We start from the raw sequence: 12,934 nt of genomic DNA on the forward strand, positions 1-12,934 counted from the left end.
CCTCCGCTTCCATCAGGGCACGGTGCTCCCACGCGCGTGAGGAGCGCGCACATGCTCACCAGTCGGCGGGCCCAGCGCTCCCCGCGGGGTACTCCTCGAGGGGAGCCTCGCCGCGCGCCCACTCGGTGAGCACCGGAGTGACGATGCGCCAGCACTGCTCCGCCACGTCGCCCGGCACCGACAGCAGCGTGTCGCCCTGGAGGATCCCGGCCAGGACCTGCGCATAGGGGTCGAGCGTGGCCGTCCCGGGCTGCGCCTCGAGCGTCACCCGCTCGAGGTCGGTGAGATCGTCGGCCGAGTTCACGAAGAGGTCGAGGTGCACGTCGCCGCCCTTCAGCGACATGCGCAGGACCGTCCCGGCCTCCTCAGCCGCACCGCGCAGGCCCCGGGGAGGCGTCGCGGGACGGAAGTGCACCGCGACCTCGGAGCGCGGGTCGCCGATCCCCTTGCCGGAGCGCAGCAGGAACGGGACCCCGGCCCAGCGGGGCGAGTCGATCTGCAGCAGCACCTGGGCGAGCGTCTCGGTGCCGGCGGAGGGGTCGACGTCGGGCTCGTCGACGTACGAGGGGAAGAAGCGGCCGTCCACGCGACCCTCGGTGTAGCGGGCGCGGCGAGCGGAGGAGGGATCGTCCCGCCACAGCCGGACGGCTCCGAGCACCTCGGCCATCCGCTCGTGGACGTCGCGCGCGACGATCTCGTCGGGTCGCTCCATCGTGGTGAGGGCGAGCACCATCAGGAGGTGGCTCTGCAGCATGTCCCGCAGCGCACCGGTGCCGTCGTAGAACGCGGCGCGCCCCTCGATCCCCAGCGTCTCGTCGTAGACGATCTCGATCTTCTCGATGTTCTCGGCGTTCCAGCTCGACTCGAGCAGCCGGTTGCCGAAGCGCAGTCCGAGCATCCCCATCACGGTGGTGTTGCCGAGGAAGTGGTCGATGCGCCAGAGGCGGCCCTCGGGGAGGACGGCAGCGAGCGCGGTGTTCAGGGCGACCGCGTCGTCGAGGTCCTCGCCGAACGGCTTCTCGATGGCGACGACGAGGTCGTCGGGGAGCTCGATCGCGGCGAGCGAGTCGGCGACGGCGTGGCCCATGGCGGGCGGGAGGGCGACGTAGAGCACCGGAGCCGACGGGCACGCGTCGAGCAGGGCCTTCAGCTGCTCCGGGTCGGAGGCGTCGGTCGCGACGAAGAAGGCGCGCGAGACCAGCGACTCGACGGTGTGCGCTGACGTCCCGGCGGTCTCGAGGCTGCGCCGGACGAGCGCCTTCCACTCGTCGTCGCTCTGCGGCGTCCGCGCGGCGCCGATCAGCGTGAGCTCGGAGGCGCGGGCGAGCTCCGCCACCCGGCCGAGGCCCGGGATGAGCAGCCGCTCAGTGAGATCGCCGCCCGCTCCGAGGATCGCGATGGTGCGCTGCGTCCCCTCGAGCGTGGTGGCCTCGGGGATTCCGGCCTGATCGGTCATCGTGTCTCCTTCGTGGGATCGTGACGTCGCGCCGCACCACCGCCTGCACCGGTCTGCGATTCCGGGCGCGTCGGTGGTATCCGACTTCTGCAGTGTTCCGGACCCACCTGACCGTCCGGCCCACGACACTCGGCGAGGGGGTCTCAGGCGGCGCCGCGCTCCACGGCCGCGGCCACCCTCCGCAGCGCCGCGAGCACCGTGCGCACCGGCGTCCGGGCGAGTGCGTCGGGGCGGGCCAGCACGTCGACGTGGCGGACGAGCGAGGCGCCGACGACCGGCCGCAGCACCATCCCGTCGACGGCGAGCGCGGCCGCCGTGATCCGCGGCATCACGGCGAGGGCGGCGCCGGCGCGGACGACGTGCGCCGCGACCGAGAACTCGTTGATCCGGTGCTCGATCCGGGGCGACTCGCCGATCAGGGCGCCGAGGTGCTCGAGGACCCCGGTGAGCGGGAAGCCCTCGTGCGTCGAGATCCAGCGCTCGGTGCGCAGCTGCTCGGGCCGGATGCCGGCCTGGGCGGCGAGCGGGTGATCGGCGGGCAGGGCGATGTCGAGGGGCTCGACGACGAGCGGAGTCACGACGAGGCGGGCGAGGGGCCACGGCGGGTCGTGGGCCAGGCGGTGGGCGATTACAAGGTCGTGGTCGGCGGTGAGGCCCGCGAACGCGTCCTGGGCGACGTCTGCGTCGGCGAGCGAGACGCGCGGGCGGCCGTCGAGCTCCCGCAGCAGCGGGCCGAACAGGGCGAGTCCCGCGCTGTGGAAGGCCGAGAGGCCGACCGACCGCTCCTCCTGCTCGAGGAACGACTCGACCGCGTCCCGCGCCTGGGCGAGAGCCTCCTCCACCCGCGTCGACGCGACGGCGAGGGCCTCCCCCGCCTCGGTGAGCACGAGCCTGCGGCCGTCCTTGACCGTCAGCGGCACCGGGATCGCGGCCTGCAGCGCCGCGAGCTGCTGAGAGACGGCCGAGGGGCTGACGTGCATCGCGGTCGCGACGGCCGCGACGCTCCCGCGGTCGCCGAGTTCGCGGAGGAGGCGGAGTCGAGTCGGATCCACGAGTCCTTCCTAATGCAACGATGCAGGAGATACCCGTTGTTCTTCCGCGTTCCCGCCCGCGACAGTGGTCGCATGGCCCCGCGCACCCGCTCCGAACCCGTCGTCGACCTCCTCCTGATCGGCGTCGCCGCGGTCTGGGGTGCGAGCTTCCTCGCCGCGAAGGATCTCGCCGCCGAGACGGGGGTCCCGTCCGCCGTGGCACTCCGCTTCCTCGTCGCGGCGATCGCGACCGCCCTGGTCTGCGTCGCCCGGAGGGAGCGCCTCCCCCGCGGCCGGGGGCTGCTGATCGCCGCGGTCCTCGGCTGCTCCCAGGCGGTGATCATCGGTCTCGAGACCTGGGGCGTCCACCTCACGTCGGCGACCAACGCGGGCCTGCTGATCAGCTTGGCGCTGGTGATGACGCCGGTCCTCGAGGGCGCCGCCTCGCGCGCCTGGCTCCCCCGCTCGTACTTCGTCGCCGCGGTCGCCGCGGTGGTCGGTGTCGCGCTCCTCGTGTCCGAGGGCGGACTGCGCACCCCGACCTGGGGTGACGGCCTGGTGGTGGCGGCCGCGATCGTTCGGGCGATCCACGTCACGGCGAGTGCGCACCTCACCCGTGGCCGCACCGAGGGATCCCTCGGAGTCGTTCTCGTCCAGATGCTGGTCTGCGCGAGCGCGTTCTCGCTGCTGGCCGGTGGCGACCTGCCCGTCGCCGTCGCGCGCCTGGACGCACACGCCTGGGCCGACGTCCTCTTCCTCGGGCTCCTCTGCTCCCTGTTCGCGTTCGTCGTGCAGCTGTGGGCGGTGCGACGCACGTCGGCGTCGCGCGCGAGCATCCTGATGGGCACGGAGCCCGTGTGGGCGCTGCTGGTCGGAGTCGTGGTCGCGGGCGAGGCGATCGGCCCCGTCGGCGTCTGCGGCGCCGCGCTGATCGTCTCGGCGAGCTACGCGGGTCAGGCGATCGAGCGGCGCCACCGGCGGCGCGGGGCGGTCGCGGCGGCCGAGAGGGAGGCGGCGGCCGTGCCGCTCTGAGCGGGATCCGGGACGACAGAGCGCCGCACGCCGAGCGCCCGCCGCCGGAGTACAGTGCGACGATGCCCCGCCGAGGAACCCGATGACCGCCGTCCGTCTCGTCGCCATCGGCGACTCCTTCACCGAGGGCGTCGGCGACGAGCTGCCCGACGGCACGGCGCGCGGCTGGGCCGATCTCGCCGCGCAGGGCTGGGCGGATGCGACGGGCGAGAGCATCCAGTACGCGAACCTCGCGATCCGCGGGCGCCTGATCGCCCCGATCGTCGCCGAGCAGCTCGAGCCCGCCCTCGCCCTGAAGCCGACGCACCTCTCCTTCAACGGAGGCGGCAACGACATGCTGCGCCCGCGAGCGGACATCGGCAGCATCGCCGACTCCTACCTCCGCGTCCTCGAGCGCTGCGACGAGGAGGGGGTCACCCTGATCGCGCTCGCCGGCGCCGACCCCTCGGCACGGCTGCCCCTCGGCCGGATGATCAAGCGCCGCGGAGACGCGCTGACGGACGCCGTCCTCCGCCGGCTCGACGGCCGTACCGACGTCGTTGTGGCCGACAACTGGAACGACCCGGAGTTCCGGCGCACCGAGCTGTGGTCCGAGGACCGCCTGCACATGGGTCCGCGCGGGCACCACCGGGTCGCCTCGCGCGTGCTGTCCTCGCTCGGACTCACCCCGCCGGCCTCGTGGCAGGCTCTGCCCGAGCAGCCCGCCTCAGCGCCGGGCGGATCGGCGCAGTACTACCGGCAGCACGTCGCGCCCTGGGTGCGCCGCCGACTGGCGGGGACGTCGTCGGGCGACGGACGCTCGGCGAAGTACCCCGAGTTCGTCACCATCGCCCCGACCGCCTGACCTCAGCGCCAGCCGTAGCGCGCCGAGACCGACTTCGCGACGGAGTCGAAGTGCGAGCGGTCGAGCGCCGCGCCCTCGCGCCGCATGCCGGCGGGGTGCACCCGGAACACCCGCTCCGGATCGACGTAGCTCGGGCGCCCCTCCGGGTCCCACGCTCCCGTCCCGATCGGGAGGTAGTCGTCGTGCTGCTTCGAGCTCAGGCGGACCGCGAGCACCGTCCCCGCCTTCTCGACGGCGAGCACCAGCACGGGGCGGTCCTTGCCGCGACCGTCGTCCTCCTCGTAGGGCACCCAGGTCCAGACGATCTCCCCCGGGTCGGGATCCCCGTCGGCGGTCGGCGCGTAGCCGAGGTGGACGCCGCGGACGCGGGTCGGATCGACCTCGGTGGTCCGCCCGACTCCCGTCGCTCCCGGAGCGGCGTCCCGCGCGGTGAGGAAGGGCCGCTGCGCCGTCGGGGCCGTGTCGGGTCGGGAGGCGCTCACCCGCCCCAGCAGCCGGAGGAGGAACGATGCGACCGAGCGTGAGGAGGGCACCCCGGAACCCTAGCCCGGATCGGCGACCCGGCGTCGGACGGCGTGCACGACGAGGAGGGGGTGCCGACTCCGAGGAGCCGGCACCCCCTCCGGGTGGTGCGCGCGGTGGTGCGAGTGCTAGTCCGCCAGGACGTAGCCGTTCTCGCCGTGGATCGCGGTGTCGATGCCCGCGACCTCGTCCTCGTTCTTGACGCGGAATCCGATCGTCTTCTGGATGACCCAGCCGATCAGGAGGGTCATCAGGAACGAGTAGGCCAGGACGGTGAAGGCCGCGAGGGCCTGCTTGCCGAGCTGGTCGAATCCGCCGCCGAGGAACAGTCCGACATCGGTGCCGAAGAAGCCGATGTAGAGCGTTCCGATCAGACCGCCGACGAGGTGGACGCCGACCACGTCGAGCGAGTCGTCGTAGCCGAGCTTGTACTTGAGGTCGATCGCCAGGGCGCAGACCGCACCGGTGATGACGCCGAGGACGATCGCCCAGAACGGCGAGAGGCTGGCGCAGGCCGGGGTGATCGCGACGAGGCCGGCGACGGCACCCGAGGCGGCGCCGACCGAGGTCGGCTTCCCGTCCTTGATCTTCTCGATGACGAGCCAGCCGAGGATCGCCGCGGCGGGGGCGGCGATGGTGTTGAGGAACGCGATGGCCGCGAAGCCGTCGGCCGCGAGCTCGGAGCCGGCGTTGAAGCCGAACCAGCCGAACCAGAGGAGTCCGGCGCCCAGCAGCACGAAGGGCGGGTTGTGCGGCTGGTGCGCACCCTTGGTGAAGTTGACGCGCTTGCCGAGGACGATCGCGAGGGCGAGGGCCGCCGCACCGGCGTTGATGTGGACGGCGGTGCCGCCCGCGAAGTCGATCGCTCCGATGTTGTAGGCGATCCAACCGCCGTCGACGACGCCCTCGTCACCGAGGGTGAAGTTGAAGACCCAGGAGGCGACGGGGAAGTAGACGACGGTCGCCCAGACTCCGGCGAAGACCATCCAGGCGCCGAACTTGGCGCGGTCGGCGATCGCACCAGAGATGAGCGCGACGGTGATGATCGCGAAGGTCGCCTGGAAGGCGGCGAAGGCGAGGACCGGGTAGGCGCCGGTCTGCTCGCCGAGTGCGTCGTCGTAGACGCCCTGCAGGCCGATCTGCGCGACGTCGATCCCGAGGAAGCCGTCGATGCCGACGAAGGAGTCGGTGCCGGCGGGGCCCGCGGGGCCGTTGCCGAAGGCGATCGCGTAGCCGTACAGCACCCACAGCACCCCGATGAGCCCCATGGCACCGAAGCTGAGCATCATCATGCTGATGACGCTCTTGGCGCGGACCAGGCCGCCGTAGAAGAACGCCAGTCCTGGCGTCATCAGCAGCACGAGTGCCGCCGCGATGAGAAGGAAGGCAGTATTGCCTTGATCCATTCTGAAACCTTTCCTCGGGTGCGCAGGAGCGGCCCGGTGAACGCCAGGGCGTCAGCGGAGTCGGGTCGCTTGAGTACGCCCGTCAGTCTGGCGGGGTGAGGTTTCGTGCCGAGGGGTGCCACGTTTCGAACGTGTTACAGGCGGGCCGTCTCGGTAAACAACGCGTTACACGGTGCTGCCAGAGCCCCGTCCGCGAGCGGAGAATCCCTTGAGGGAACCGCGGATCCTACGAGGTCCGCGGATCGCGAGGTCCGCGGCCTACGACGTCCGGGGCCCGAACGGATCCATCGAGGTGAGCGCGATCAAGCGCGACATCGAGCGCAGGTACTTCTTGCGGTAGCCGCCGCTGAGCATGTCGCCGCCGAACACCTCGTCGAGGGCGACTCCCGAGGCCAGCACCGGGATCTGCGCGTCGTAGACCCGGTCGATGAAGGCGACGAGCCGCAGGGCGTCGGTCTGGTCGGTGAGAGCGGTGACGTCGCGGAGCACGATGGCGTCGACTCCCTCGATCACCTTGATGTAGCGCGAGGGGTGAACCGACCCGAGGTGGTCGACCGCCGCCCTGAAGGTGTCGTCCGTGACGACCGCCCCCTCCGGCGCCCGGGCGAGGAGCGCCTCGATCTCGGAGTCGTTGCGCGTGAGGGCGTGGCCCTCGATCTCGCGGCGGCGGTAGTCGGTGCCGTCGATCCGCATGGTGCGGAAGTGCTCGGCCATCGCCGAGATCTCGCGCAGGAAGTCCGCGGCGGCGAACCGCCCCTCCCCCAGTGCGTTCGGCGGGGTGTTCGAGGTCGCGGCGATCCGGGTACCGGAGGCGACCAGCTCGCCCAGCAGGCGGGTCATCAGCATCGTGTCGCCCGGGTCGTCCAGCTCGAACTCGTCGATGCAGAGCAGCGCCGAGCCCTTGAGCAGCGACACCGTCGCCGCATAGCCGAGGGCGCCGACGAGGGCGGTGTACTCGATGAAGGTGCCGAAGTAGGTGCGACCGGGGACCGCGTGCCAGATCGCCGCGAGCAGGTGCGTCTTGCCGACTCCGAAGCCGCCGTCGAGGTAGACGCCGGGCTTCACCTCCGGCGCCTTCTTGCGGCCGAAGCCGAAGAACCCGCCCCCGCCGCCGCGGGAACCGCCGCCCGCTGCGAAGGCGCGCAGGGCCTCGACGGCCTCGGCCTGCGAGGGGTGCTCGGGGTCCGGACGGTAGCTCTCGAACGTCGCGCCCTCGAACTGCCGGGGCGGGACGAGGGTCGACGCGATCTCGTGCCCGCTGATCTGAGGCGATCGAGCGGTGAGACTGCTCGTGGATCGGACGTCGTCGTGGGTCACGCGCACCTCGCATCATGCGTCCGGAGGGGCCGGCCGCGGGGGTCCGACAGGGTGTCGGAGTACTGTGTCGAACTCTTACGGCGCCTTCCGTGCACCCGCACCGCGGGGCGCGTACTGTCGCTGAAGGGCGGGCTCCAGCGTAGCCCGATCCCGGAATCACGCCCGCGCTCCGCGCACCACCCTGGAGGTCCTCCTTGTCCGTTGAACTCGATCCGTCGCCGAAGTTCGCCGCCTACGCGCACCCCGAACGACTCGTCAGCGGTGAGTGGCTCGAGCAACGGCTCGGCACACCCGGTCTGGTGGTCGTCGAGTCCGACGAGGACGTCCTGCTCTACGAGACCGGCCACATCCCCGGCTCCGTCAAGATCGACTGGCACACCGACCTCAACGACCCGGTCGAGCGCGACTACATCGACGGCGCGGCCTTCGCCGCTCTCGCCGGCGGCAAGGGGATCTCGCGCGACAGCACCGTCGTGATCTACGGCGACAAGAACAACTGGTGGGCCGCCTACGCCCTCTGGGTCTTCACCCTCTTCGGCCACGAGGACGTCCGCCTCCTCGACGGCGGTCGCGACAAGTGGATCGCCGACGGCCGCCCGATCACGACCGAGGCCTCGACCCCCGAGGCGGTCGAGCACCCCGTCGTCGAGCGCCGCGACGCCGACATCCGCGCCTTCAAGGAGGACGTGCTCGCCCACTTCGGCAACCCGCTGATCGACGTGCGCTCCGCCGAGGAGTTCTCGGGCGAGCGCACGACCGCTCCCGCCTACCCGGAGGAGGGCACCCTCCGCGCCGGCCACATCCCGAGCGCGCAGAACGTGCCGTGGGGCAAGGCCGCGGCCGAGGACGGGACCTTCCGCGGCCTCGACGAGCTGAACGGGATCTACCGCGACGGCGCCGGCCTCGAGGAGGGCGACACCGTCATCGCCTACTGCCGCATCGGCGAGCGCTCCTCGCACACCTGGTTCGTGCTGACCCACCTCCTCGGCTTCGAGGGCGTCAAGAACTACGACGGCTCGTGGACCGAGTGGGGCAGCGCCGTGCGCGTCCCGATCGTCAAGGGCTCCGAGCCCGGCGAGGCCCCCGCGCCCCGCTGACGATCCGCCCGAGGACCCCGCCCGTCTCGACGGTCGGGGTCCTCTTCTCTGAGAGAATGACCCCTGATGACCTACGAACTGCCCTCTGCGCTCCGCGACATCCGCGACGAGTTCCTCGCCCTCGAGAAGCCGGAGCGTCTGCAGCTCCTCCTCGAGTTCTCGAACGAGCTGCCCGAGCTGCCCGAGCGCTACCGCGACCACCCCGATCTCTTCGAGCGCGTCGAGGAGTGCCAGTCCCCGGTCTTCATCGTCGTCGAGTTCGACGGCGAGCTGATCCACCTGCACGCGACCGCTCCGCGCGAGGCGCCGACCACCCGCGGCTTCGCGTCGATCCTGGCGCAGGGCCTCGACGGCCTCACCGCCGAGCAGGTGCTCGCCGTCCCCGACGACTTCCCGCAGACCATCGGCCTGTCGGAGGCGGTGTCACCGCTGCGCCTGCGCGGGATGAGCGCCCTGCTCGGCCGCACCAAGCGGCAGATCCGCGCGCACCTGGCCGCATGATCCTCCGGCCCCTCCTGCCCGCCGGCGAGCCGGTGCGTCTCGGCGAGGAGGGGGCGCGCAGGGCCCTCGAGGAGGCGTACCGCCCGCCGGACGCGCTCCGCGTGCGCCTCAACATGATCGCGAGCGTCAACGGCTCGAGCATCGGCTCCGACGGCACCAGCGAGACGCTGACGAACCGCGTCGACCGGACGATCCTGGGCGTCATCCGCGCGCAGGCCGATGTCGTGCTGGTCGGTGCGGCGAGCGTGCGCGCCGAGGGCTACCGCGTCCCGAAGCGCGTGCCGCTGGCGATCGCGTCGGTGTCCGGAGATCTGGCGGGTCACCGCCTCGAGCTGCAGGAGGGCGCGCGCGTGCTCCTGCTGGTGCCGGAGTCGCGCCGTCCTGTCCACGATCTCCCCCGCGGAGTCGAGGTCGTCGAGGTCCCCGGTGACGGCGGCCGTCTCAGCGTCGATGCGATGCTCGACGCGCTCGCCGACCTCGGACTGCACCGGGTCGTCTGCGAGGGCGGAGCGACGCTCTCGGGCCAGTTCCTCGCGTCCGGCCGGGTCGACGAGATCTGCCTGACCACTGCCCCGCGAATCGTACTGCCCGGGCTTCCGGTCGCCGCGACGGGCGCCGTGGTCGACGATCGCTACGCCCTGACGCTGCTGGCGGTCGACGACTCCGGCTTCAGCTACGCGCGCTGGGGCCGAGCCGACTGAGGCCCAGACGTGCCAGCCAGCCCTCGACCGACGACTCCCACAGCTCCGGATCGTCGTTCCACAGCCGCGTGTGACGCGCACCGTGGAAGAGCACCGGCTCGACCAGGTCCGGGCGGACTGCGGCGAGAGCCTCCGACGGCCCGCTGGGGACGAAGTCGTCGTCGACGCTGTGCATCAGGAGGATCGGAGTCGTCAGCTCGGCGGCCCGCGTGACGAGGTCGAGACCCGCCAGCGGGATCGCGGAGCTCTGACCGGTCAGTGCCGTCGACCACGGCCGCTGCATCACCGTGATGGCGAGCGCTGCGATGACGGGCGGGATGCCGCGCAGGCGCGCCTGACCGCGCAGCGTCTCCCGCCAGTCGATCACCGGGGAGTCAAGCACGAGGCCGGCGACGAGTGCCCGGCGCGAGGAGCGCAGGACGGTCTGCAGGGCGATGGCGCCGCCCATCGACCAGCCGACGAGGACGACCGAGCGGGCTCCGCGCTGCTCGGCGAAGCGGATCGCGGCGTCGACGTCGCGCCACTCGGTGTCGCCCAGTCCGTAGCGCCGGTCAGGACTCGCCGGAGCGTCGCCGTCGTTGCGGTAGGAGACGACGAGCGAGGTGAGGCCCGACCGGTGGAGGACGTCGACACCGCGGAGGGTCTCCTCCCGCGTGGTCGCCCGGCCGTGCACGTGCACGGCCCACACGTCGCCGAGGCCGTCGGGGCCGGGGAAGAGCCAGGCGGGCGCGACGCCGAACTGCGTCGGCACCTCCTCCGTGGTGAACGGAAGTCCCGTCTCGCGGGGGCCGAGCAGGAGCCAGCCGTTGATCCGGGCGCGGGCTCCCGCCCGGAGGCTCCCCCGGTCGACGCGCTCGAGCTCGCGGACGACGCGGCCGTTCCGGGTCTCGAGGAGCTGTCCGACGCGGGCGTGCCCGCGACCCCGGTCGAACCAGAGGCTGAACCCGCCGCGCACCGCCGAGTCGGCGTCGGCCGCCAGCTCGATCTCACCCGCGTCGGGACGGACGGCGAGGACGCGGGCGTCCTGGGAGCGGCGGGACGGCGGGATGACGACCCCGCGGACGAAGGCGGCGACGAGCGCCGAGGCGCCGACCGCGCCCGTCGCGACGAGGGAGGGGATCGCGAGGATCCCGAGGAGCAGGAGGCCGGCTCGACGCCCGCCCTCCGCGGCGTGCCTGCGGGCTTCGGGCATGCGGGAACTCTAGTCTGCGAAGGTGCCCGAATTCTCAGCGCCGTCTCAGCTCCCGGACGAGTTCCGGGTCGCGGCGGAGTCGATCCGCGCGGTCTCGCCGCGGTCCGAACTGACCGTCTCCGAGATCACCTCGCCGACCGGCCTCGCCCCCTGGGCGCTCGCGCTCTCGGGTGACGTCTCGCCGAGAGCGCACGGCCGCGACTCCGAGCTGGGCACAGGGCGGTTCATCCTGCTCTACGACCCCGACGAGCCCGAGCAGTGGGGCGGTCCCTTCCGCGTCGTCTGCTTCGCGCAGGCTCCGCTCGAGATCGAGATCGGCACGGATCCGTTCCTCGCCGAGGTCGCCTGGTCGTGGCTGATCGACGCGCTCGACGTCCGCGGTGCGACCTACACCGCCGCGTCCGGCACGGCGACGAAGGTCCTCTCGACCGGATTCGGCGAGCTCGCCGCCCAGGGCGACGGTGCGCAGATCGAGATCCGCGCCTCGTGGAGCCCCGATGATGCACAGCTCGCCGCGCACGTGGAAGGCTGGGGCGAGCTGTTGTGCATGCTGGCGGGCCTCCCACCGGTCTCGGGCGACGGCGTGACCTCACTCGCCTTCCGACGGAACAATCGTGACTGACTACCGCGTCCTCTCCACCCCCGACGAATTCCGCGCCGCGGTCGACGCCCTCGCGGCGGGTCACGGACCCGTCGCCGTCGACGCCGAGCGGGCCTCCGGCTTCACCTACTCGCAGCGCGCGTACCTGATCCAGGTGTACCGGAGGGGCGCCGGCGCGTTCCTCTTCGACCCGCCCGCCATCGGCCGCATGGACGCCCTGCAGGCTGTCATCGGCGACGAGGAGTGGGTGCTGCACGCGGCGAGCCAGGATCTCGCGTGCCTGCGCGAGGTCGGCCTCGATCCGACGCGGATCTTCGACACCGAGCTCGCCGCCCGGCTCCTCGGGTTGCCCAGGGTGGGGCTCGGCGCCGTCGTCGAGGACCTCCTCGGCATCCATCTCGCCAAGGAGCACTCGGCCGCCGACTGGTCGACCCGGCCGCTCCCGCAGAGCTGGCTGGTCTACGCGGCGAAAGACGTCGAGCTCCTCGTCGATCTGCGCGACCGGATGGAGGAGATGCTCATCGAGGCGCGCAAGACGCGCATCGCCCGCGAGGAGTTCGAGGCGACCCTCCGCCGGCAGCCGAAGGTCGCGCCGCCCGACCCGTGGCGCCGTCTCTCCGGTGTGCACTCCCTCCGCGGGCTCCGTCCCCTCGCCGTGGCCCGCGAGCTCTGGCTGGCCCGCGACGCCTTCGCCCGCGAGCGCGACATCGCGCCGGGGCGCCTGATCCCCGACGCCTCGATCATCGCCGTCGCTCGCAACATCCCCACCAGCGTCAGCCAGCTCTCGGGCCGGCGGGACTTCACCGGTCGCGCGAGCCGCGGCGAGGTCGAGCGCTGGTGGTCGGCGATCGAGCGCGGCACCACCACGGAGGACCTGCCGAGCGCGGTCCGCCCGGCGGCCGACACCCTGCCGCCGCCTCGCGCCTGGGGCGATCGCAATCCCGCCGCCGACGCGCGCCTGAAGGCCGGACGCGCCGTGGTCATCGAGATCGCGGAGCTGCTGTCCCTCCCGGTCGAGAACCTGCTCACTCCCGACCTGCTCCGCCGGCTCGCCTGGAGCCCGCCGGAGCCGCTCGACACGGCGTCCATCGCCGCCGAGCTCGAGCGCGCCGGCGCCCGGCCCTGGCAGATCGACGCCACAGCGGCGTCCCTCGCCACAGCGTTTGTCGAAGCGGCCCAAGCCCCGCCGGAGAGCACGGAAAGCGCTTCGTAGGAAGCGGCAAAGGATTCCGGC

At 72.4% G+C, this 12,934-nt stretch carries 13 protein-coding genes; 7 read left to right on the top strand and 6 right to left on the bottom strand.

The window, feature by feature from the left end:
- Window positions 1–55: 55 nt before the first annotated feature.
- Both GRS92_RS04350 and GRS92_RS04355 read right to left on the bottom strand, forming a co-directional pair.
- Complete coding sequence (locus GRS92_RS04350) at window positions 56–1,456, bottom strand: glucose-6-phosphate dehydrogenase (RefSeq protein ID WP_159853661.1); 1,401 nt, start codon at window positions 1,454–1,456, stop codon at window positions 56–58.
- 143 nt (window positions 1,457–1,599) lie between these two features.
- Window positions 1,600–2,508, bottom strand: coding sequence for a LysR family transcriptional regulator (locus GRS92_RS04355; protein ID WP_159853663.1), 909 nt, complete (start codon window positions 2,506–2,508; stop codon window positions 1,600–1,602).
- Window positions 2,509–2,580: 72 nt separating this feature from the next.
- On the opposite strand from GRS92_RS04355, the gene GRS92_RS04360 reads away from it, so the two are divergent.
- Both GRS92_RS04360 and GRS92_RS04365 read left to right on the top strand, forming a co-directional pair.
- Window positions 2,581–3,519 (top strand): DMT family transporter, encoded by a 939-nt coding sequence (locus GRS92_RS04360; RefSeq protein WP_159853665.1) that lies wholly within the window; start codon window positions 2,581–2,583, stop codon window positions 3,517–3,519.
- Window positions 3,520–3,601: 82 nt separating this feature from the next.
- Complete coding sequence (locus GRS92_RS04365; RefSeq protein ID WP_159853667.1) at window positions 3,602–4,363, top strand: SGNH/GDSL hydrolase family protein; 762 nt, start codon at window positions 3,602–3,604, stop codon at window positions 4,361–4,363.
- A gap of 2 nt (window positions 4,364–4,365) precedes the next feature.
- Here GRS92_RS04365 and GRS92_RS04370 read toward each other — a convergent pair whose 3' ends face one another.
- The 3 genes from GRS92_RS04370 to zapE form a co-directional block, all read right to left on the bottom strand.
- Window positions 4,366–4,896 (bottom strand): type II toxin-antitoxin system PemK/MazF family toxin, encoded by a 531-nt coding sequence (locus tag GRS92_RS04370; RefSeq protein WP_159853669.1) that lies wholly within the window; start codon window positions 4,894–4,896, stop codon window positions 4,366–4,368.
- A gap of 117 nt (window positions 4,897–5,013) precedes the next feature.
- Window positions 5,014–6,291, bottom strand: a complete 1,278-nt coding sequence (locus GRS92_RS04375) for an ammonium transporter (RefSeq protein ID WP_159853671.1) — start codon at window positions 6,289–6,291, stop codon at window positions 5,014–5,016.
- Window positions 6,292–6,549: 258 nt separating this feature from the next.
- Window positions 6,550–7,608: a cell division protein ZapE gene (zapE, locus tag GRS92_RS04380; RefSeq protein ID WP_159853673.1), complete on the bottom strand. Its 1,059-nt coding sequence runs from the start codon at window positions 7,606–7,608 to the stop codon at window positions 6,550–6,552.
- A gap of 194 nt (window positions 7,609–7,802) precedes the next feature.
- On the opposite strand from zapE, the gene GRS92_RS04385 reads away from it, so the two are divergent.
- The 3 genes from GRS92_RS04385 to GRS92_RS04395 all read left to right on the top strand — a co-directional run bounded on the left by GRS92_RS04385 (window position 7,803) and on the right by GRS92_RS04395 (window position 9,907).
- Window positions 7,803–8,705, top strand: a complete 903-nt coding sequence (locus GRS92_RS04385; protein ID WP_159853675.1) for a sulfurtransferase — start codon at window positions 7,803–7,805, stop codon at window positions 8,703–8,705.
- Between the two features lie 66 nt (window positions 8,706–8,771).
- A complete protein-coding gene (locus GRS92_RS04390; RefSeq protein ID WP_159853677.1) occupies window positions 8,772–9,206 on the top strand; it encodes a SufE family protein in 435 nt (144 codons plus the stop codon).
- Entirely contained in the window at window positions 9,203–9,907 is a 705-nt protein-coding gene (locus GRS92_RS04395; protein WP_159853679.1) for a dihydrofolate reductase family protein, read from the top strand. The genes GRS92_RS04390 and GRS92_RS04395 overlap by 4 nt, the downstream gene beginning before the upstream one ends.
- On the opposite strand, the gene GRS92_RS04400 is transcribed toward GRS92_RS04395, so the two are convergent.
- Window positions 9,876–11,099, bottom strand: coding sequence for an alpha/beta hydrolase family protein (locus tag GRS92_RS04400; protein WP_159853681.1), 1,224 nt, complete (start codon window positions 11,097–11,099; stop codon window positions 9,876–9,878). The two genes, GRS92_RS04395 and GRS92_RS04400, sit on opposite strands and share 32 nt — an antisense overlap.
- Before the next feature lie 22 nt (window positions 11,100–11,121).
- Here GRS92_RS04400 and GRS92_RS04405 point away from each other — a divergent pair, with 22 nt between their 5' ends.
- Window positions 11,122–11,721, top strand: coding sequence for a DUF3000 domain-containing protein (locus tag GRS92_RS04405; protein ID WP_159853683.1), 600 nt, complete (start codon window positions 11,122–11,124; stop codon window positions 11,719–11,721).
- Complete coding sequence (locus GRS92_RS04410) at window positions 11,714–12,913, top strand: ribonuclease D (protein WP_159853685.1); 1,200 nt, start codon at window positions 11,714–11,716, stop codon at window positions 12,911–12,913. Before GRS92_RS04405 ends, GRS92_RS04410 begins: the two co-directional genes overlap by 8 nt.
- Window positions 12,914–12,934: the final 21 nt, after the last annotated feature.

The organism is Rathayibacter sp. VKM Ac-2754, from assembly GCF_009807095.1.
Taxonomy (GTDB): domain Bacteria; phylum Actinomycetota; class Actinomycetes; order Actinomycetales; family Microbacteriaceae; genus Rathayibacter.

Coding starts and splice junctions, on each gene's coding strand:
- GRS92_RS04350 (WP_159853661.1), bottom strand. CDS start 1,456: ATGACCGATCAGGCCGGAATCCCCGAGGCCACCACGCTCGAGGGGACG.
- GRS92_RS04365 (WP_159853667.1), top strand. CDS start 3,602: ATGACCGCCGTCCGTCTCGTCGCCATCGGCGACTCCTTCACCGAGGGC.
- GRS92_RS04360 (WP_159853665.1), top strand. CDS start 2,581: ATGGCCCCGCGCACCCGCTCCGAACCCGTCGTCGACCTCCTCCTGATC.
- GRS92_RS04390 (WP_159853677.1), top strand. CDS start 8,772: ATGACCTACGAACTGCCCTCTGCGCTCCGCGACATCCGCGACGAGTTC.
- GRS92_RS04375 (WP_159853671.1), bottom strand. CDS start 6,291: ATGGATCAAGGCAATACTGCCTTCCTTCTCATCGCGGCGGCACTCGTG.
- GRS92_RS04400 (WP_159853681.1), bottom strand. CDS start 11,099: ATGCCCGAAGCCCGCAGGCACGCCGCGGAGGGCGGGCGTCGAGCCGGC.
- GRS92_RS04395 (WP_159853679.1), top strand. CDS start 9,203: ATGATCCTCCGGCCCCTCCTGCCCGCCGGCGAGCCGGTGCGTCTCGGC.